Here is a 19,435-nt window from a genome sequence, read left to right on the forward strand (position 1 = left end):
ATGCTTTCGAAGGGAAAACACATGCCAACAGGCGAAAACCTTCCGCGTACTTCTGTTCGAACCGTCGGTGGAGACGATATCGTGGTTCGCAACCTGCGGTTATCCGACTTGGACCAACTGGTGGACATGGAGCGCACCAAGTGGGACCACGAACAGGCAGCGACAGCCGAGGAGCTGTTCGAGAGAATCGATCAGCTACCCGAACATGCCGCGGGCGCATTCTCGCCGGACGGGGACAGACTCCTCGCGTCCATGTTCGCTCGACCCATCACCAAGGAAACGATTTGCGCGGCGGAGAATTGGAGAGCCTGTGCCTACGCCCCACTTCCCCCACACGGCAGTACCGATTGCCTGTTCGGCGTGAGTCTGACCAGTACCAGCTCCGCAGCGGCCGGAGCTCTGTTTCGCTCGTTCTTGCCGCAGCTGGCCGAATTGGGTTATCGGAACCTGTACGGCGGGTCGACCGTCCCTGGATTGCGTGAATGGATCAAGGCCAACCCGGAGGGTTCACCCCTCTCCTACGTGCGGGCGACAAACGATGACGGGACTCCCGTCGACCGGCAGCTTCGCTACTACTATTTGAACGGCTTCACGACGACAGTCTCGGTCAAGCCGAATTACTTTCCCCACCCGCAGTCCCTGGACTACGGGGTCGTGATCCACAGGAATCTTTGAGCCAGCTGTGGACGACCGCATACAGCGCGAGCCGAGGGGAGAAGAAATGCTGCAGCTACGACCGGCAACCGGACTATTGAGCGAGTACATCGCCAGAAAAGAACCAGCGTTCCTTCCGGGACTGGCCGCCGGCTGGCCGGCCGTGCATCGGTGGGATTTCGACTTCCTCGGAAAGCTGCGGCCCGAGATGACCATCGAGTTGGTTCGGGGAGATCGTGAGAGCGCCGCGACACATTTCACCGAGTCGACGCTGGGAGCGTACATGGAGTTCCTCGCTCTCGACGATCCCGGCGAGGAATCCCTGTATCTCAAGGAATTCGACCTCTTGCGTAGGTTCCCACAGCTGCAGGCCGACATATCGCCTCGAAAGAGACTCTTCCCACGGCGGGCGGTCTCCCCACCCCCCGGCGTCTGGGTGGGCCCCGCGGGCGCGCGCACCGGTGCTCACTACGACCTGCTGGGAAACATTGCCGTAGCGATCCGCGGAAACAAGCGCTTCCGCATAGCGCCGCCGGGTTTCGTCGAAGGGGCCGACGCGCTGTCCGCGAAGTACGACCCGTGGGCACGTCTTTCGGCCCGGCCCTTGGCGGAGATAGCCGCGGTGTCGACGAACTCCGAAAAGAGTCTGTTCGAAATCGAACTCCAGGCCGGTGACGCACTGTACGTTCCCGATCACTGGTGGCATGAAGTGTACAATCGCTCGGCCAGTATCCTGCTGAGCGGCTTCTTCGGTACCTACAAACACGTCGCGTTCTGCGCGATCCAGGTAGCGGCACGCCACATTCTGCACCTTGCACACCTCGACCGGGTCACCGCGTGCACCTGCCACGAAACCACCGTCTGACCTTTGTCGCCCGATCTGGTTCAGGCATTGGTGAGTCGCTGCCTTTCCGATAAGGAGTACTGATGAGAGAGTTCGCCCTCGATGATTTGAGTCGACTGTATCGGGCGTGTGAAGGAGCCGAACTGGAACTCACCGAGAAGACACTCGACGAGCCCTTCGAGGAACTCGGGCTGGACTCGCTCGGCACGATCGAATTGGCCGAACGAATCCAGCGGGAATGGCACGTGCCGATACCGATGCTGCTGCCGAATGAAACCGTCGAGATTCTCCGGACGCCTCGGCTCGCCCTCGAGTACGTCAACAAGCTCTTGGCCGCGCCGCACGGAATGCCATAGAAGCGGGAGGAGCTCACCGGTGACGCGAGCAGTCGACGACCTGATCACGACGTTCTACCGCGGTTTGAGCGGCGACGTCGCCCTACTCGACGGCGTGATGGCCCCCGACTGGGTCGACGACTCGTCCGGGCCCGCGTCAGGCCGCGAGGGCATCGAAAGTCTCGTTGCCGCAATCGATCACGCGTTCTCCGACTTCACGATCGTCGTGCACATGATCGTCGACGGACGCGGGGAGGACGGCAACGGGATGGTCGCGGTCCGCGGGGAGATGCGCGGCGTACACGAGGGGGAGTGGCTCGGTGTTCCCGCCACCGGAAGCGCTGTCCGGATCCGGATTCACGAATTTCACCAGATCGCCGACGGACTCATTGTCCGGTCCTGGGGCCTCGAGGATTGGTTCGGCTGGCTTCGCCAGGTCGGGGCCGTCGGCAGCGGTGGTCCAGGGATCTATGAAGGGAAACGTAACGTCTCATGACAGAGCTCTCCCGCGAGATACCGACTGCGCCGGGCGCCCGGCCTGTGGTCGGCCATCTCCTGCCGTTCTTGAAGCAGCCCTTCACCTTTCTGGCTCAGCTACCCGAACACGGTGATCTCGTGAAGATCCGCCTCGGCCCGAAAGCCGCTGTGGTGATCTGTGATCCCGGGCTGACTCGCAAAGTTCTGGTCGACGACCGGACCTTCGACAAAGGTGGTTTGTTCCTGGAACGAGAGCGGGAGTGGCTGGGCGAAAGCGTCGCCACATGCACACACAGCGAGCATCGGCACAAGCGCCGCCTGGCCCAGCCCGCCTTTCATCCGAGACGTCTCGCGGATTATGCGCACACGATGACAACGCAGATAGCCTCCGTCGTAAACGGTTGGCATTCCGGTCAAGTCCTCGACGTCTGTCCGGAGATGTTCACGATCACGTCCAGGGTATTCGGCGCCGCCATGTTCTCCAGTACCCTCCCGGCCGGGGTGCTGCACGAGGTGATCGGCGATCTCACCGCCACCTTCGACGGCACCTTTCAACGCACGTTGCTGCCGGACGCGATCAGCCGTCTACCGATTCCCGGTACCAGGCGGTACAACCACGCCAATCGTCGGCTGCGCAAGACGATGAACGGCATCATCGCCGATCGTCGCGCGAGCGGCATCGACAACGGGGATCTGCTCTCGGCGCTGATGGCGGCCCACGACCGTGAGAGTGACGCTCGTAGCAGCATCGACGACGATGTCAGCGATGCTGTCGTCACGTTCTTCGTCGCGGGAACGGAGACTACGTCCTCCGCGTTGGCGTGGGTGCTGTGTGTTCTCGCGCAACACCCCGACATCGAGGCGCAGTTGCATGCCGAGGTCGATACGGTGCTTTCGGGACGGCAGCCCGAATACAGTGACCTGGAGCGGCTGACGGTCGCGAGCAGGATCGTCACCGAAACCCTTCGCCTCTATCCTCCTGCGTGGTTCTTCACCCGGACAGTGACCGCCGGGGTGGGGCTCGGCCCCTACGATCTGCCAGTCGGCAGCACCATTGCCCTGAGCCCGTACCTCATTCACCGGCGGGCCGACCTCTACGACGATCCCGATCGTTTCGATCCCGACCGTTGGCTGCCGGAACGCGCGGCATCGTCCCCTGGAAGCCTGCTGCCCTTCGGCGGCGGGGCCAGGAAGTGTATCGGGGAAGCCTTCGGGATGACCGAGGTCGTGCTGGCCTTGGTGATTATCGCGAGTCGCTGGCGGTTGCAGACTATCCCCGGCCTGCGCATCCGCCCCCCACTTTCCGTCTCCTTGGTACCAGGAGGACTGCATCTGCGTGTTCTCGACCGCCGGGCTGGCCGATGAGGGGTTGAAGTGAGTCCGGACAGCAATAACACAGCTTCCGGGCGTCGTGTTGCCGATGTGAAAGAGGTGTTCGGTGTTCGAGTTGACAAGTGCTGAACAAGAATTGCTCCCTTCCGATGACGATGTCGAGTTCTATCGGGAGCACGGCTGGTTCATCACACCACGGTTGTTCACCGAGGAAGCGGTCGACGATGCGTTGAACGCATTGGAGGCGCATCATCGACGCGAGCGTGATTACGTGCTCCCGGGCGCGATCGACGAACTCTACGACTGGGCTCCGGGTGCGGTGCACCAGATCCGGTTCAACGACTATGTCGCGCTGACAAATCGCCGCCTCCGCGATTTCATGCTGCAGCCGATAGTCGCGGCCGTCGCAGCGCGGTTGGCGCAAACGAGCCAGATCAGATTGTGGCAGAGCAGTATTGTGTACAAGCAACCACAAACCGCCGGCGGCGATACCACTATAGGATGGCATGCCGAACGCGCCTACCTGCGTACCTGTACCTCCATCAATATGTTGACTGCGTGGATCGCTCTGCAAGACTGTGACGAGTCCATGGGTCCGGTGGTGATGATCGATGAAAGCCACCGCTGGCCGGATACCGAAGACATTCGTGCCATCAGGTACGGCCGAACATTTTTCGGCGCCGATCCCGCGTTGTTGCAGGACCGCCTCGAGCGCACCGGCATGCCACTGCGAACCGTTCCCATGTTGTTGCGCAAGGGCGAAGTCAGTTTCCATCACTGCCTGACGCTCCACAGCAGCGGCCCCAATCTGAGCGGGCGTGCCAGGGTCGGGGCAACAGTCGATATGCAGGATCGCGTGAATCGCTACCAGCCGGTCTACGACCAAGCGGGAGAATTGCTCACCACTGCCAACGATCGGATGTGCCGCAAGCTACCGAACGGCGATTTCGACTACAGCGACCCCACGATTTGTCCCGTGCTGTGGGATAAGTAGCACGCCGTCTTCCGTATTTTTCTGTCGATTTGGAACGAGGTATCATGTTCGAGTTGTCGCCGACCGAACAGGAGTTGCTGCCATCCGACGACGATGTCGAGTTCTATCAGGAGCACGGCTGGTTCGTTACCCCACGATTGTTCACCGACGAAGTGGTGGACGCCGTGTCGGCTGCATTAGCGGCTTACCACAGGGGCGAGCGCGACAGGGCGTTACCCATCACGCTCGACGAGATGGACGACTGGATCGAGGGCTCGCCTCATCAGCTCCGATTCAACGATCACGTCGCACTGACCAGCGACCGTCTTGGAAGCTTCATGCTCCAGCCCTTGATCGGGGCCATTGCGGCGCGGCTGGCGCAGACCAGTCAGATCAGGCTCTGGTTGAGCAGCTTGATATACAAGCCACCGCGCACGGAGCACACCATCGAATGGCATTCCGACCGTGTTCATTGGCACACCTGCACCTCCACCAGAATGTTGACCGCGTGGATCGCTCTCCAGGATAGTGACGAATCCATGGGGCCCGTGATAATGATCGACGGTAGCCATCGATGGTCGGATACCGAGCAAATACGCGCGGTTCGCTATAACGACGAATTCATTCTCGGCGCCGACCCGGAAAAGGCGGATAGTTTGCTCATGCGCACCGGAATGCCGATTCGTCGTGTACCGCTCTTGTTACGCAAAGGCCAAGTGAGCTTTCACAGCTGCATGACGATTCACGGCAGCGGCTCAAATCTGAGCAACCTTGCGAGAGTAGGCCTGATCGTGCACATGCAGGATGGCGCGAACCGATACCAGCGGGTCTACGATGAAACGGGGAAACTGCAGTCACATGTCAACGATCAGATGTGCGGCAGACTTCCGAACGGGGACGTCGACTACAGCGATCCCAAGATTTGTCCCGTACTCTGGGATACGCCGGAATCTCCCTCGGGTGAGTCGGGAGACCTACAGATATGAGGCGAGCCGGCGAGGTGCGTGTTCTTTTCGTTGCGACGGTCTTCGACGGCGGGGTGGAAGCGGTCCTGGAGGTGCTGATCCGGGGGCTGGAGGACCGTGGTGTCCGGTGTGGGGCGTACGCGCCGCAGGGCAGCCCGGGCCGGGTCGGGTCGTTGTGTGCGCTGGGCGTGTGGATCGGGTCGCCCGCGCCGGTGGCGGCACGGCTCGCGCGGGGAGACTTCACGGTGGTGCACGCGACATCGGCGTGCCCGACCTGGCCTGGCCTCGGGTCGCTGCTGCGGTGGGCGGCGCTGTTCGCGGGGACGGTGGTGACTGGGCACGTCAGTACCCCGACCGATGTGACCGCGGTGCGGTTCGACGGGTACACAGCGGTGTCGGCCGACGCGGCCACGGCGTTGATCACGCGCACGGCGACCTTGCCTCAGGTGATCGCGAATGCTCCGGATGTGGCCGTGTGCACGCCGGGGCCCGGGCGGGCGGGCGGGCGTCCGCAGCTGCTGTGGGTGGGCCGGACGGTGGATACCGACTGGCCGGCCAAAGACATCCACGGGCTGTTGTATCTGGTGGCGGCCGGTGCGCTGGCGGATTTCGAGGTCGTGATCGTCGACACCGACGACAATGCGGAGACACTGGGGCTCGACGATTGGCTGGCCGGGCGGGTGGACTACCGGCCAGGCCTGTGTTCGAAAGCTGCTCTGGTGCAGTTGTATCGGGATGTGGCCGCCGGTGGTGGCGCGCTGATCTCGACCTCGCGGTCCGAGGGGCATCCGATGGTGATGCTCGAGGCGATGGCCTCGGGCTGTCCGGTGATCGTGCCCGACAGCGCCGGTTTCGACATGGTCACCGATGGGGTGAACGGGCTGAAATACCGTCGGCGCGCGGCATTCTCCGAGATTTCCCGTTGTTTGCGCGAGCTCGGAGATACGCGGATCCGGGAAAGGATCGTCGCGGGCGCGTTGGCCTCGGTCGCCGGCGACCGGCACCCGGACCGAATGGTCGAGGCGTACCTGCGGATGTATCGGTCGTTGCCGCCGCGATCGTTCGGGCATCGGAACGGAGGTGTGCTGGAACTGATTCGTGGGTCGTTGTGGCATCGACGATCGGGTGCTCGAACGGCACCGGCCTGGGGTCCCAGCAACTGAGTTGCGTTGAACCCCAAGGCCATTCGACGCCAGTCGGCTATCGATCCCCTGGAACGTAGTCGGTGTGGGGGACAGCTTTTGCCCACAGCGCGTCGCGCACGGCGATCGCGCGTGCGACTTCGACCGGATCATGCGTCAGGCCGTAGCCCACGAAATCCTCCTCGTCGAACAGCGTCCAGGCAAGCGTGTCGTCGTCGATCAGGCACCACTCGTCCGTGGTGTAGTCCTCCGGATTCAACCAGTGACGGGGGAGCCAGCGAATATCTTCACCGTGTGCCTGGTTACGCCCGGTCACCGCGTGCAGAAAACGGATGTACTCGGTCAGGGGTTCGGTGACGACCCGGACACGTTGCATGGCGACTCCTCTGGCGGTGGTCGCGTCGCTCAGGTCCTCCCATTCCTTCCACAACACCGGGTAATCGTCCGGGTCGAGCGGCACCAGGCCGGCCTGATATCGGCGCATCGGTTCGTGTTCGTCGCTCACGACATGCTCATCTTCCACCTCGAATTGGAAGGCGCGGTACCGAGCCTGCTCGAACAAAGAAGCCAGGTCGGACCGAGGAAGAAACAACACAGTCACCGCCCCCCGTCGATCGACCGTCGGCTCCTGGCATGACCAGGGGTATTCGGACTGAATCGACTACTCATAGAATCGCATCCGATCTCGATATGCTCGGTCAGGCTGGATCGCCCGAGTTGGGAAGTGTGGTCCTCGGCCAGGAGAATCTCATGGCTGATCCGTCAACAAACGGCATCGTTCGGACAGTCTGTCGGCAACCCGTGTCATGAAATCTCTGCCCCTGATCGACGGATGTTTCGGATGGAACCCCGGCAATACTTTGACGAGCGCCGCTTCATAAGGGTGAAGCGTGTAGAGAACGGTGACCCGGGGCACGGCGCGCTGGGCGGGATCGCGTGGCACGCTGACGCGATGGGTGCAGGCACGAAAGGTACCGTTGCTGATGAATCTGAGCCATTCTCCGCTGATAACAACAAGGGAATCGGCCGGGGTGCGCACCCTGCTCCACGCCTTGCTTCGAGGGCGATATACCTGTAACCCCTCTACCGGACTTCCTATCATCAGGCTGAGAAGCCCATAGTCCTCGTGAGACAGCACGCGGGCCGGCGAAGCAAGGTCGTCGACGGGAGTGCTGATGGGCGGGTAGTGATTCAATCTCAGCACGTCGTTCGTGGGGGAGATGTCCTCGTCGTAGAACGAAGGATCGACGTCCAGGTACCGGAGCAGAGCTCTGCCGAGCTGTGGGGTCAACTCCTCGCACGCGCGCCAGAAACCTCTGAATGCTGCTTCGAATTTCTCGTCCGGCCAGTAGGCGAGAGCCTTGTCCGCATCTTCCCCGGTGATTCGGAAGGCGGATCTGTCGAATTCCCATGCTTCCACCGCATGAGGCAGCGCAGGCATACTCTCCCGGAGTGGGACGTACCCCAAATAGTAGGGCTCACCATAGGCACAGTCCGTTGAAACGAACTTCATTTTCTGTTCATCGGGTATCGTTGTGAAAATGTTCAATGTGTAGGCATCGGTGGTGTGAAATTCATCGGCGCCGATACCATGGTTGATCAAAATCGCGATCCCGACGTCCTCCATGGCGGTACCGAACTGGTTGATGAAACGATCTCGTGCCGCCGCGTTGCCGTGCAGATCCGCCAGGTCGCAGACCTGCGGACGGAAATTGTCGTCGAAGTTGTCGCCGGGGCTCTCGACGAGCGTGTACCCGGAATAGTCGGAATCGGTTTCCGGGACTCCGAGGATGGATACCGCATCATTGGTTTCTTTGTCGCTCACGCCTTCACCCCTGAATGGACGATGATATCGAGCACAATAACTCGGGCTGGTGCCCGACAATAATCGAGTAGAGGTGCACGATAGAAGCACGGATCAGATCGGTGAGACCGCTGGTGCCGTGTTCGTCCACATCTCGGCTGCCGCGGACTGTACTGTATTAAACATCGCATCACCACAGGTGTGCTGTCAATAGATGTCGCACATGATGGCGCCTTTCGCGTCGTGGGCCGGATTCTCAACGCGTGCACAGGCGATCCGGGGACGCTCGCCGAGTGTCAAGCCCTGTGAACCACGACCTTCGGCGCCGCGCGCCGCGCATCTCCCAGTCTCGCTTCGGCTTCCGAAAGTCCGTCGGACGCCGCCATAAAACGCAGGCATCTGTGCACGCTGACATCGGCGCGCCGCTCGACTCGCGGAGCGCCGACGCTCGCGGTGGGGTCCCAAGTTCGGTTGTGCCACGGGCGATTTCGGCATGTAGATCTGGATTGCTGTGTGACACTGATGATTCGGATCATGCGTTGGGTCGCCGCGATGGTTGGGTGGCGGACCTCGGAACGAAATCGGATGTCGCTCGCGATGCCGGTAGTGCCCGGCACCGCGCCCGCGAAGGCTTGGGGGTCGTTATGGGTAGATCAGACGCGAGTACGACTGCGGACCGACGGACGTTCCTGAAGGCCACCACGCTCGTCGCGGTGGCCGAAGCCCTCGGGGTATCGGCGCTGTTGTCGGCATGTTCGGGCGGATCCCGTGGAGCCGGGACGGTCGGTGACACGATCCGGTTCGGATTCCTGGCGGACATGCAAGTCCCCGACCCTGACATCTTCTACGAGGGAGAGGGTCTGCAGGTCACCCTGAGTGCCTACGAAGGCTTGGTCGCCTACACACCCGATTCGCCCGAAATCGGACCCGGACTGGCCGAGACGTGGACGATCTCCGACGACGGGCTCACCTACACGTTCGAGCTACGTACCGGTGTCACCTTCCACGACGGCACGCCGATGACGGCCACCACGTTCATCAAGAGCTATGCACGGCGTTCGGCCGTCAACCAAGCGCCTGCCTACCTGATCGCCGACGTCGAGTCGATGTCCGCGCCCGACGACTCCACGCTCGTGATCGAGCTCAGACAACCTGTCGAACCGTTCCTCGACTACCTGGCCTGCCCTTGGGGGCTCAAAGCAGTGAGCCCGACCGCGGTGCAGGACCACAGCGTGAACGATGATCTGGCCCAGGGCTGGTTGAGTACGCACGATGCGGGAACCGGGCCCTATCGGATCACCGAGTTCGTGCCGAGCAGCCATTACACGCTCACCGCCTACGAGGGCTACTGGGGAACGAAACCGGAATTCACCACACTGCGCATCGAGATCATCCCGGACATCACGACGCAACGTCTCCTGCTCGAGCAGGGCCAATTGGACATCATCACCAAGGGCCTGCCGATCGCCGCGATCGAGGCGATGAAGACGAACCCGGCGTTGACTGTGACGGAACATCCGACGGCGTTCAAGTCCTCGATCTTCCTGAACTGGAAGAAGGGTGCGTTCTCCGATACCGGGTTCCGCCGAGCGATGCGCGAGGCGGTGAACGTTCCGGCGCTGATCGAACCCGCCTACGGCCCGACAGTCTCACGATCCACCCAGTTCTACCCGGCCGGAGTGTTGCCGGACGGGGTCGCGCCGGATGCGCCCGACCACGACGTATCCGAGTTGAAGGCGCTGATCGCGAAACTGCCGGACAGCGACAAGCAGATCGACCTCGCCTACGACGAGGCCGGTGGTGCCACCGATGCCCGTGTTGCCGAACTCCTCCAGACGCAGCTGGCGGCATTGGGACTGGCCGCGACGGTGCGGGCCATGCCGACCTCGCAGGTATTCGCACTGCATTCGACGCCAGTCGGGCAGCAACCGCACATGCTGGTCCACGGGTCCGGCGGCGACGCGCTCAATGCGGACACCACACTGCGGATCTTCTTTCGCACAGGTGTATCGCCGATCAACTGGTTCAACTACTCGAACAGTGTTCTGGACGCGGTCATGGACGCCGGGAAGCGATCACTCAGCAAAGCGGAGGCCGAAAGGCACTGGGTCCAGGGCGCTGAGATCGTGATGGATCAGGCCTGGGTCATCAACCTCTGCGACCTCGAAGACGTCATCGTGACCGACTCCGGCATCGGCCAGATCGTCCATACGCTGCTCGGCACGGGAATGGTGCCTGTCAACCTGCTTCAAAAGGTGACAGCGAGGTGACGCGCTTCCGCAACGGAGCAGCCAACGGGGACGAAGGTAGGCGGCCGACCGACACGCTCGCGCCCCGTGCCCGTGTGCGCGACCTCGAGGTGACGTTCCGCCGCCGGGGCGTCGCGTTGCGCGCGGTTCGGGGAGTTGGCCTCGAGATCGCGGCCGGGGAGATCATCGCGCTCGTGGGGGAGTCCGGTTCCGGCAAGAGCGTTTTGGGGCTGAGCCTGCTCGGAGTTCCGGTGGGCGAGCCGCCTGCTGTCGTCACCGGGCGGGCAGAGGTGTGTGGCGTCGACATGGTCGCCGCCTCGCCCGCCGAGCGACGCAGGGTCCGCCGCGCCCACCTGGGCGCGGTGTTTCAGAATCCGATGACATCGCTGAATCCGACGATGCGGATCGGCGACCAGGTGCGGGAAGTCGCAGGCTCGACCGCGGAGGCGGTCCGGCTGCTCGACCTGGTCGGGGTCACGCGGGCAGGGAGCAGGCTGCGGTCATACCCCCACGAGCTTTCCGCGGGATTGCGGCAACGGGTCATGATCGCGATCGCGATCGCCGCGCAGCCGGACCTGATCATTGCCGACGAACCGACCTCGGCGCTCGATGTCACGGTGCAGGCGCAGATTCTGGCGTTGCTCTCTGACCTGCGGACCGAGCTCGGTTGCTCGGTATTGCTGATCACCCACGACATCGGCGTCGCCGCAGAGGTCGCCGACCGGGTCGCGGTCATGTACGGAGGCCGCCTCGTCGAAATCGGCGCCACGACCGATGTCCTCGCCACTCCATCTCACCCCTATACGGTCGGCCTCCTTGGTTCGCGACTCGATCTCGGCCTGCCGTTGGGACACCGAATACCGGTGCTGGCCGGGATGCCACCGAATCCCGGTGTCCGTCAATCGGGTTGTCCGTTCGCTCCGCGATGCGCGTTGCGCACCGACGACTGCGAGAAGTCGCCGATCCCCCTGGCACCGGCTGCCACCCACAGCGGTCTCGCGGCGTGCATCCTCCCGGCAGAGGCCGACCGGACCCAGGTGCGTGGGCCGACTCCCGCGTTCCCGCCGCTGGGCCTCCCGGACCGCTCGCGACCGGCCGTACGCTGCACTGCGGTCGGCAAGGACTTCCGAATTCGCAACGGGCTGGCCAGGCGCGAGGTGCTGCCGGTGCTGCGCAACCTCGACCTGCAGGTGGAAGCAGGCGAGGCCGTCGCGGTGGTGGGCGAGTCCGGATCGGGCAAATCGACACTGCTGCGGATGCTTGCCGGATTGGAGAAACCCGACAGCGGTGTCATCGAGCTGTCCGGATCGTCGACGCAGATGATCTTCCAGGATGTCAGCGCGTCGCTGACACCCTGGCTGACCGTCGGTCGGCAGGTCGGTGAACGGCTGCCACGGACACTCGGCCGGGCCGACCGCCGGGCCCGGGTGATCGCAGCGCTCGAACGTGTGGGGCTGCCGGCGGCCGTCGCTGACCTCCGGGCCGACAGCTTGTCCACAGGGCAGCGCCAGCGCGTCGCGTTCGCGCGGGCGACGATCGTTGTACCGGCAGTGTTGCTGTGTGACGAGCCGACCTCGGCGTTGGACGCGCCGCTGGCGGCGTCGACGTTGAACTTGATTCAGACGCTGCGGCGCGAGTTCGGGCTGACGGTCATCTTCGTGACCCACGATCTGGCTGCGGCGCGTTTCATCGCCGACCGTGTCGCCGTGATGTATCGCGGGGAGATCGTCGAGGTCGGTGCAGCAGAGGAGGTTGCCCACGCACCGTCGCACCCCTACAGCAAGGCATTGGTGGCCGCGGTGCCGACTATCAGGAGCGCACCGGAAAAACAGCGCAGCACCCCGACAGGGGAGTCGAACGTCCCGGCGTCGGCATCCTTGCTCAGCAGCGGCGCGGGCAGTGAATCGCTGCCCGAAGCAGTAGCGCCGCGCCGACGCGTCACGCCAGGTGATGTGATCACGCTGTGTGTGCTGGCGACCCTGATCGCCGTCATGCTCGGCGCGTCGTGGATTGCCCCCTTCAACCCCGATCTCCCGGTGGGGCGCCCGACAACCCCACCCAACGCGGCGCATTGGCTCGGCACCGACGAGGTCGGGCGCGACATCCTGAGCCGCGTCCTGATCGGCATGCGCTCCAGTTGGTGGGGTGCCCTCTGTGTGATCGCGTCCGGAATAGTCCTCGGCGGCGCCGTGGGGCTCGTCGCCGGCACCCTCGGCGGGGCCGTCGACCGGATCCTGATGCGTATCACCGATATCTTCATCGCCCTGCCTGCGTCCTTGCTCGCGATCGCCGTCGTAGCCGCGATCGGGCCGTCGTATGTACATACGCTGTCGGCGGTGGCACTCGTGTGGTGGCCGCTGTACGCGCGCGTTGTCCGGGGCGAGGTGACCAGGCTCCGATCGCTGCCGCACATCGACGCCGCGCGGCTGTCCGGTGCGGGCCGATTCCGGCTCGGCCGGCTGCACCTGCTACCTGGCGCGTGGCCGCCGACCATTGTCGCGGCCAGTCTCGACGTCGGCGCCTTGATCCTGATGCTGTCCGGCCTCTCCTTCGTCGGGCTCGGTGCTCCCGCGCCTGCTCCCGAGTTGGGTGCGATGTGCGCGAGGGGACTTCCCTATCTGCTGGATTCCTGGTGGGTGCCGATCATGCCCGCGATCGGGCTCTTCGTGCTCGCCACGATCGCGAACTTCGCTGGTGACGTCATTCGCGACCGCCTCACCGATCGCTGACCGCCGGAATGCTCAAAGTCATAGCCCGGCGCGGCAGTTCGACCATCCTCGTGCTGCTCGCGCTCGTCGCGGTGGTGTTCGTGCTCCGGCAGGTCTCGCCGGTCGATCCGGCTCGAGCGTTCGTCGGCGACAGGGCCTCCGCCGAGGTCGTCGAGCGAGCACGGCACGATCTCGGTCTCGATCGGCCGCTGCCGGTGCAATATGTCGACTACGTCGAGAAGGCGGCTACCGGCGACTTCGGACAGTCCGCGGTGACGCGGCGGCCGGTCAGCTCCGATATCGCCGACTATCTGCCCGCCACAGCGGAACTGATCATCTGTGGCTTTGCGCTGGCCGTTCTGCTCGGCTTGCTGCTCGGCGTGGCGACAGCACTGCGGTGGCCCGGGTCGGGTGCCCTTCGATTCGTGCTGATCGGCGGATCATCGATGCCGATATTCCTCGCTGCCTTGCTCGGAATCCTGTTGTTCTACAAAGAGTTCGGAGTTCTCCCGGCTCGCGGACGCAGCTCCTACAGTGACGCACCCGACGGACCGACCGGGTTCCTACTCATCGACTCGCTGCTTGCCGGGCGGCCGAGCGTATTCATCGATGCGGTCGAGCACTTGATACTTCCCGTCGTGTGCTTGTCCATGATCCCCGCGGTCGCTATCGGCCGGGCACTCCGTAGCAGCCTGCAGCACACCCTGCGCTCGGACTTCGTACGCACTGCCCGTGTCAAAGGCATGACGGAGCTCCGCGTCGTCGTCAAACACGCGTTGCGGAATTCGGTGAACTCGACACTGTCGATCGCGGGCATGCAGGTCGCTGCCATGTTCGGAGCCGACATCCTGCTGGAACTGATCTTCGCCTGGCCCGGCCTCGGCCTCTACACCGCGCAAGCCATCAAAGCCGGCGACTACACCACTATCGCCGGAATCACCCTGACACTCGGCGCGATCTACGTTCTGACGAACTTCCTCGTCGACCTCGGTCAGGCACTTGCCGATCCCAGGACCCCTGATGACTGATGAGCGCGATGACGGTCGGCTGGAACTGCCTGCCGACTTCCGGAACGTCCGCTGGCTCGCGGGACCGCTCCACGAGTAGGTGGCCTATCACGTCGTCCGCAAAGTGTCCCATTCACCGCTCATCTCGGCTTCCCTGGAGGTCGAGGTGTGTGCGAGCATTCCGCGATGGCTGGTGGAACCGATAATTGGCCGGTCGTCGACCTGGCCGACCTCCTCGACGTGCTCGATCTCGCCGAGACCGCGCCCGGACGATTTCGGGCGAGGAACGTAGCTTCGACGCTGCCGACGACGTTGGGCAGTCAGACGCTGGCGCAGGCGGTGGTCGCGGCTGAGCGCACGGTGCCGCACATGGCGGTGCAGTCGCTGCACGGTGTGTTCCCGCGCGGTGGGTACGCCGATCGTGAGGTCGAGGTGGACGTCGAGGTCGTCCAGTCGGGGCGGTCGCTGGCCACCGTGCAGGTGTCGTTCCGGCAGGACGGGCGCGAGCACGCGCGGGTGCTGGCCATGCTCAGCGTCGACGAGCCGGACTTCCTCGCGCACCATGCCGCACTGCCGCCGGAGGTGCCGGGTCCGGAGGAATGCGCCGACCTGCCGTGTGCCCTGCTGCCATGGGAGGTCCGGACGCCCGGTGGGGCGGACGCGCTGGCGCTCGACCTCGCGGGGCCCCCGTCGCTGGATGTGTGGATGCGCTGCGACAAGGCGCCTGATCTGCCGTTGTTCTCGCGGGCGCTGTTGGCCCATGGGAGTGAGGGGTTCCTGGGCCCGGTCGCCTTGCGCCCGTATCCGCAGGCCGAGATCGCGCGGCGCGGTGGCCGGGGGAAGTCGGCCATGCTCACCCAGACCATCACCTTCCATCGGCCGTTCACCGTGCACGACTGGCTGCTGTTGCGCTGCGAGAGCCCGTTCGCGGGCGCGGGACGCATGTACGCGCGGATCCAGATATTCACGCGCGCTGGGGAATTGGTGGCTTCGGCGGATGCGCAGGGCCTGATGCGCGCGCACGGAGATCCAAGCAACGCCTTGCACTCCACGGGAGCGCGGGCACGCGGCCCTGTTCACCCGCGTTCATGAACTCCTGACCAGCAAGAAATGGGTTCAGAACCAGTTGGCGTCGGTGTCGAGTGTGGTCCGGTCCCTTGTGGCCAGCAGGTCCAATTGTGGTGCGGTTCGGGGAAGTTCGTAGCGGAAGTAGTAGCGGGCGGCCGCGCGTTTGCCGTCGTAGAAATCGCCGTCCTTGCCGACGGCCGCAAGTTCTTGCTCGAGCCAGATCCAGGCGATCACGATGTGCCCGAACGCCTCGAGATAGACGGCGGCATTGGCCATGGCCGCGGCCGGGTCACCTCCGGCGAACATGGCCGCGGTGACCGTGAGCAGTCGCTGCCATGACGCGTCGAGTCGCTCGGCGTGGTCGCCGGGTTGTCCGCCGGTCGCGCGGGCCGCGGTCACCGTGCCGGCGATGTGTTCGCTGAGCAGCAGCAATGAGGCGCCGTCGTGCTGGATCACTTTGCGGCCGAGCAGGTCAAGGCCCTGGATGCCGTGGGTGCCTTCGTGGATCGGGTTGAGCCGGTTGTCCCGGTAGTGCTGTTCGACGTCGTATTCGCGGGTGTAGCCGTACCCGCCGTGGACCTGGATCGCCAGATTGTTGGCTTCCAGGCACCACTGCGAGGGCCAGCTCTTGGCGACGCCGGTGAGGATCTCCAGCAGCCGGGTGTAGTTGCGGGCGGTCTCCGCATCGGTGGCTGTGCGCTCGAGATCGATGAGCCGGTTGCAGTACAGCAGCAGGGCCAGGGCGCCCTCGCTGTAGGCCTTCTGCGCCAACAGCATTCGCTTCACATCGGGGTGTTCGATGATCGGGACCTGCGCGGTGGCCGGGTCCCTGGTCGTGAGGGCACGGCCCTGGTGGCGGGTTCGGGCGTAGTCGACGGATTTGAGGTAGCCGGTGTAGCCGAGGGCGGTGGCGCCGAGGCCGACGCCGAGGCGGGCCTCGTTCATCATCGTGAACATGTAGGACAGGCCGCGGTGCGCCTCGCCGACGAGGTAGCCGACCGCTCCGGGCGCTCCGCTGGGGGTGTGGCGGCCCTCGCCGAAGTTGAGGACGGTGTTGGTGGTGCCCCGATATCCCATCTTGTGGTTGAGCCCGGCCAGGACGACGTCGTTGCGCTCGCCGCGGGACCCGTCGTCGGTGACGAGGAACTTCGGAACGATGAACAGCGAGATTCCCTTGGTGCCCGCGGGCCCGCCGGGGATCTTCGCCAGCACCAGATGCACGATGTTGTCGGTGAGTTCGTGGTCGCCGCCGGAGATCCACATCTTCGACCCGAACAGCCGGTAGGTGCCGTCGGCCTGCGGTTCGGCGCGGGTGACGATATCGGCCAGCGAACTGCCCGCCTGGGGTTCGGACAGGCACATGGTGCCGGTGGCCGTTCCCTCGATCATCGGGCGGACGAACCGCTCGATCTGGTCGGCGCTGCCGTGCGCCGCGATCAGGTTCGCGTTGCCGATGGTCAGGAACACATAGGCGGTGGTGCCGACGTTGGCGGCTTGGAACCAGCTCATGCCCGCGGCCTGCACGGTCGCGGGCAGCTGCAGCCCACCCAGCGCCTCGTCCATGCTCGCGCCGATGAGGTTGGCCTTGGTGAACGCTTCGACCGCGGCGCCGACCTCCGGGATCATGGTGACGGTCGTGCCGTCGAAGGTGGGTTCGTCGGTGTCGTTGCGTTTGTTGTGCGGGGCGAAATAGCGAGTCGCGATGTCCTCGCACAGCTCGAGGAAACCGTCGAAGGTCTGCTTGGAGTGTTCGGCGAACCGCGGCGCCGCGGTCAGGTCCTCCACGCGCAGCCATTCGTAGAGCAGGAAGTCCAGATCCCGGCGGGAGATCAGGGTCGAGCGCACGGTCGTCCTCTCCGGGGCGGCCGTCTCGGACGGCAGCCCCTGTGCTGTCGGCACCAAGCTACCGACGATCTGTCAGTGGTTCACGAGGAACTAGCCACGGAGTCGGCGCCCACGACGAGAACCGGGTCTCGCCGCGGGCGCCGGCCCGGGTCAGAACGCGGCTTCGGCGATGGTCATGGCGTCGTCGGTCAGCCCCGCCACGACCGCGCGATCGGAGGTCAGCCGGGGCAGGACCTCGCGGGCGAAGAACGCGGCGACGGCCACCTTCCCCTCGTAGAAGTCCCGCTCGCCGGTCCCGCTGTCGAGGGCACGCAGGGCGACCTCGGCGTTGACCAGCAGGCGCCAGCCGATGAACAGGTCGCCGACAGCCATCAGGAAGCGGACCGAACCGAGGCCGACCTTGTACAGCTCGGTCGGCTGCTCCTGGGCGCCCATCAGGTGGCCGGTCAGGGTGGCTGCCATGGTCTGGACGTCCTCGAGCGCGGTGGCGAGCAGCTTGCGCTCGCCCTTGAGGCGCTCGTTGGCGGAGTCGGTCTCCAGGAACTTCTGGATCTGGCCTGCGACGTGGGCCAGGGCGACACCGCGGTCACGCGCGATCTTGCGGAAGAAGAAGTCCTGCGCCTGGATGGCGGTGGTGCCTTCGTAGAGGGAGTCGATCTTCGCGTCGCGGATGTACTGCTCGATCGGGTAGTCCTGCAGGAAGCCGGAGCCACCGAAGGTCTGCAGCGAGTCGGTCAGGTACTGGTAGGCGCGCTCGGAGCCGACACCCTTGACGATCGGGAGCAGCAGGTCGTTCACCCGCGCGGCCAGTTCGGCGTCAGCGCCCGAAACCTGCTGCGCGACTTCGGGATCCTGGTGCGCGGCAGTGAACAGGTACACCGAACGCAGGCCTTCGGCGTAGGCCTTCTGCATCAGCAGCGAGCGGCGCACGTCCGGGTGGTGCAGGATCGTGACGCGGGGCGCGGTCTTGTCGGCCATGCGGGTCAGGTCGGCACCCTGGACGCGGGTTTTGGCGTACTCCAGCGCGTTCAGGTAACCGGTCGACAGGGTCGCGATGGCCTTGGTGCCGACCATCATGCGCGCGTTCTCGATGACCTCGAACATCTGCGCGATGCCGTTGTGCGCGTCGCCGACCAGCCAGCCCTTGGCCGGAACGCCGTGGCCGCCGAAGGTGAGTTCGCAGGTCGCCGAGGCTTTCAAGCCCATCTTGTGCTCGACGTTGGTGACGAACACCCCGTTGCGATCACCGAGTTCGCCGGTGGCGGAATCGAAGTGGAATTTCGGGACGAAGAACAGCGACAGGCCCTTGGTACCTGGACCGGCGCCTTCCGGACGGGCGAGGACCAGGTGCACGATATTGCCGAACAGGTCGTCGGAGTCGGCGGAGGTGATGAAGCGCTTCACACCCTCGATGTGCCAGGAGCCGTCCTCCTGCGCGATCGCCTTGGTCCGGCCCGCGCCGACATCGGAACCGGCGTCCGGCTCGGTCAGCACCATCGTCGCGCCCCACTCGCGCTCGACGATGATGCGAGCCCATGCGCGCTGCAGGTCGTTGCCGACGCGGTTGAGGATGTCGGCCATGATCGGCCCCATGCTGTACATGTGCGCGGCGGGCTGGGCGCCGAGCACGAACTCGGTGACCGCCCACTCCAGGATCGCGGGCGCGGGCACGCCGCCGATCGCCTCGGATTTGCCCAGGCGCCACCACTCCGCGTCGTACCAGGCGCGGACGGCGCGCTTGAACGACTCCGGCAGCGACACCGTGTGCGTGGCCGGGTCGAACGTCGGGGGAGTGCGGTCGGCCTCGGCGTACGGGGCCGCGACCGGACCCTCGGCGAGCCGGGCAGCCTCGCTGAGCACCGAGCGCGCGGTGTCCGCGTCCATATCGCCGAAAGTGCCTGCCGCGAGGAGGGTTTCGAGTCCGTACGCCTCGAACAGGTTGAACTCGAGGTCTCGCACGTTGCTCTTGTAATGACTCACGAACGCTGCCTTCTCGGTGGGCCGGGGACGCGGCGCGTCCAGGGAGGAAGGG

The 19,435-nt window shown here is 64.7% G+C and carries 16 protein-coding genes; 12 read left to right on the top strand and 4 right to left on the bottom strand.

The window, feature by feature from the left end; genetic code table 11:
* The 8 genes from ACWF82_RS22950 (at nt 1) to ACWF82_RS22985 (ending at nt 6,743) form a co-directional block, all read left to right on the top strand.
* Nucleotides 1–675 (top strand): hypothetical protein, encoded by a 675-nt coding sequence (locus ACWF82_RS22950; protein ID WP_452504149.1) that lies wholly within the window; start codon nt 1–3, stop codon nt 673–675.
* Between the two features lie 46 nt (nt 676–721).
* A complete protein-coding gene (locus ACWF82_RS22955; protein ID WP_452504151.1) occupies nt 722–1,519 on the top strand; it encodes a cupin-like domain-containing protein in 798 nt (265 codons plus the stop codon).
* A gap of 62 nt (nt 1,520–1,581) precedes the next feature.
* On the top strand, nt 1,582–1,854 hold the full coding sequence (locus ACWF82_RS22960) for an acyl carrier protein (RefSeq protein WP_452504152.1): 273 nt from the start codon (nt 1,582–1,584) through the stop codon (nt 1,852–1,854).
* A 19-nt stretch (nt 1,855–1,873) separates the two neighbouring features.
* A complete protein-coding gene (locus ACWF82_RS22965) occupies nt 1,874–2,329 on the top strand; it encodes an ester cyclase (protein WP_452504154.1) in 456 nt (151 codons plus the stop codon).
* Nucleotides 2,326–3,675, top strand: a complete 1,350-nt coding sequence (locus ACWF82_RS22970; RefSeq protein ID WP_452504156.1) for a cytochrome P450 — start codon at nt 2,326–2,328, stop codon at nt 3,673–3,675. The genes ACWF82_RS22965 and ACWF82_RS22970 overlap by 4 nt, the downstream gene beginning before the upstream one ends.
* Before the next feature lie 73 nt (nt 3,676–3,748).
* The gene (locus ACWF82_RS22975) at nt 3,749–4,636 is read left to right on the top strand and encodes a phytanoyl-CoA dioxygenase family protein (RefSeq protein ID WP_452504158.1); all 888 of its coding nucleotides are present in this window, start codon (nt 3,749–3,751) and stop codon (nt 4,634–4,636) included.
* 44 nt (nt 4,637–4,680) lie between these two features.
* Complete coding sequence (locus tag ACWF82_RS22980; RefSeq protein ID WP_452504160.1) at nt 4,681–5,601, top strand: phytanoyl-CoA dioxygenase family protein; 921 nt, start codon at nt 4,681–4,683, stop codon at nt 5,599–5,601.
* Nucleotides 5,602–5,615: 14 nt separating this feature from the next.
* On the top strand, nt 5,616–6,743 hold the full coding sequence (locus ACWF82_RS22985) for a glycosyltransferase family 4 protein (RefSeq protein ID WP_452504162.1): 1,128 nt from the start codon (nt 5,616–5,618) through the stop codon (nt 6,741–6,743).
* Between the two features lie 37 nt (nt 6,744–6,780).
* On the opposite strand, the gene ACWF82_RS22990 is transcribed toward ACWF82_RS22985, so the two are convergent.
* Together ACWF82_RS22990 and ACWF82_RS22995 are read right to left on the bottom strand one after the other, a co-directional pair.
* Entirely contained in the window at nt 6,781–7,323 is a 543-nt protein-coding gene (locus ACWF82_RS22990) for a DUF6879 family protein (protein WP_452504164.1), read from the bottom strand.
* Between the two features lie 147 nt (nt 7,324–7,470).
* Entirely contained in the window at nt 7,471–8,547 is a 1,077-nt protein-coding gene (locus ACWF82_RS22995) for a 2OG-Fe(II) oxygenase family protein (RefSeq protein ID WP_452504165.1), read from the bottom strand.
* Between the two features lie 284 nt (nt 8,548–8,831).
* On the opposite strand from ACWF82_RS22995, the gene ACWF82_RS23000 reads away from it, so the two are divergent.
* The 4 genes from ACWF82_RS23000 to ACWF82_RS23015 all read left to right on the top strand — a co-directional run bounded on the left by ACWF82_RS23000 (nt 8,832) and on the right by ACWF82_RS23015 (nt 15,582).
* Nucleotides 8,832–10,796 (top strand): ABC transporter substrate-binding protein, encoded by a 1,965-nt coding sequence (locus tag ACWF82_RS23000; RefSeq protein ID WP_452504167.1) that lies wholly within the window; start codon nt 8,832–8,834, stop codon nt 10,794–10,796.
* Nucleotides 10,793–13,504, top strand: a complete 2,712-nt coding sequence (locus ACWF82_RS23005) for an oligopeptide/dipeptide ABC transporter ATP-binding protein (RefSeq protein WP_452504169.1) — start codon at nt 10,793–10,795, stop codon at nt 13,502–13,504. The genes ACWF82_RS23000 and ACWF82_RS23005 overlap by 4 nt, the downstream gene beginning before the upstream one ends.
* A gap of 8 nt (nt 13,505–13,512) precedes the next feature.
* The gene (locus ACWF82_RS23010; RefSeq protein ID WP_452504171.1) at nt 13,513–14,511 is read left to right on the top strand and encodes an ABC transporter permease; all 999 of its coding nucleotides are present in this window, start codon (nt 13,513–13,515) and stop codon (nt 14,509–14,511) included.
* 165 nt (nt 14,512–14,676) lie between these two features.
* Complete coding sequence (locus ACWF82_RS23015) at nt 14,677–15,582, top strand: acyl-CoA thioesterase (protein ID WP_452504173.1); 906 nt, start codon at nt 14,677–14,679, stop codon at nt 15,580–15,582.
* Between the two features lie 24 nt (nt 15,583–15,606).
* Here the strand turns inward: ACWF82_RS23015 and ACWF82_RS23020 are convergent, their stop codons facing one another.
* Both ACWF82_RS23020 and ACWF82_RS23025 read right to left on the bottom strand, forming a co-directional pair.
* Nucleotides 15,607–17,403 (bottom strand): acyl-CoA dehydrogenase, encoded by a 1,797-nt coding sequence (locus ACWF82_RS23020; protein ID WP_452504175.1) that lies wholly within the window; start codon nt 17,401–17,403, stop codon nt 15,607–15,609.
* A gap of 150 nt (nt 17,404–17,553) precedes the next feature.
* Entirely contained in the window at nt 17,554–19,383 is a 1,830-nt protein-coding gene (locus ACWF82_RS23025; protein WP_452504177.1) for an acyl-CoA dehydrogenase, read from the bottom strand.
* Nucleotides 19,384–19,435 lie beyond the last annotated feature (52 nt).

This window comes from Nocardia sp. NPDC055053, assembly GCF_053608285.1.